General features: G+C 48.3%; 1 pseudogene. It reads right to left on the reverse strand.

Going from position 1 to position 751, the window contains the following annotated elements:
• Positions 1 to 255 precede the first annotated feature (255 nt).
• Positions 256 to 681, reverse strand: a pseudogene (locus I8751_RS13325) (ISKra4 family transposase); the annotation flags it as partial.
• Positions 682 to 751 lie beyond the last annotated feature (70 nt).

A 751-nucleotide genomic window follows, 5' to 3' on the forward strand; every position in this document is an offset into this window, starting at 1 on the left:
GGGGGTGCAGGGGGAGCTGGGGGAGCGAACCTCTGCGTTAACACAGAGGCTTCAAGCAAGGACGTATTGTTTCTTGCGCTACGCGTCTCAAAACAAGTGAGCCACTCGGCGGTGTCGGCTTCCGTCCCGTCGAAGTGGAGAACCCGGAGGGTGTTTTTGTTTTTTTTCCTTTTTAAAAAGGAGGCTTCCAACCATTTGCGGAGGGTATCCCCCCCAGCTTCCTCAGCTTCCCCTGCTTCCCCTGCCCTCCTTTTCGGTGAGAGTACTAGCCAACGGTTGCTCATTCACCCAATCAATCACAACCTGATTATCCTGAAATGAAGTTCCCACCATTCCCAGATGATGTAAGCTGACGGCTTTATAGCCCAGCCAGGAACATATTTCACCTTGAGGAGTTCGCACACGGATGTTTCCTCCATCAACACTTAATTCTTCTACTGTCTGTTCGTGTGTTGGCAATTCAAAGTTCTGGCGATGGACTAATCTTTGTTGACTGCTGTGCGAAACTTTTATCCCTGTGAAGTACTCGATATCTGATGCTGCACTTTCATAGCTAACATTCGCACTCACTCGTAAACAGCAAGTTTCTAAATATGGACTTAATTGAGTACCGGGTGCAACTTCTAACTCTATTGCTTGTTTGCTCGTTATTGGTAACTCTCCCAAGATGCTTTTTAGTCGAATGGCACTAAGTTAAGTTATTTGTTGAGGCAAGCTGGGGGAGCGGGGGGTGCTGGGGGAGACAAGGAAA

The sequence above is a fragment of the Atlanticothrix silvestris CENA357 genome (genome assembly GCF_016056295.1).
Taxonomy (GTDB): domain Bacteria; phylum Cyanobacteriota; class Cyanobacteriia; order Cyanobacteriales; family Nostocaceae; genus Atlanticothrix; species Atlanticothrix silvestris.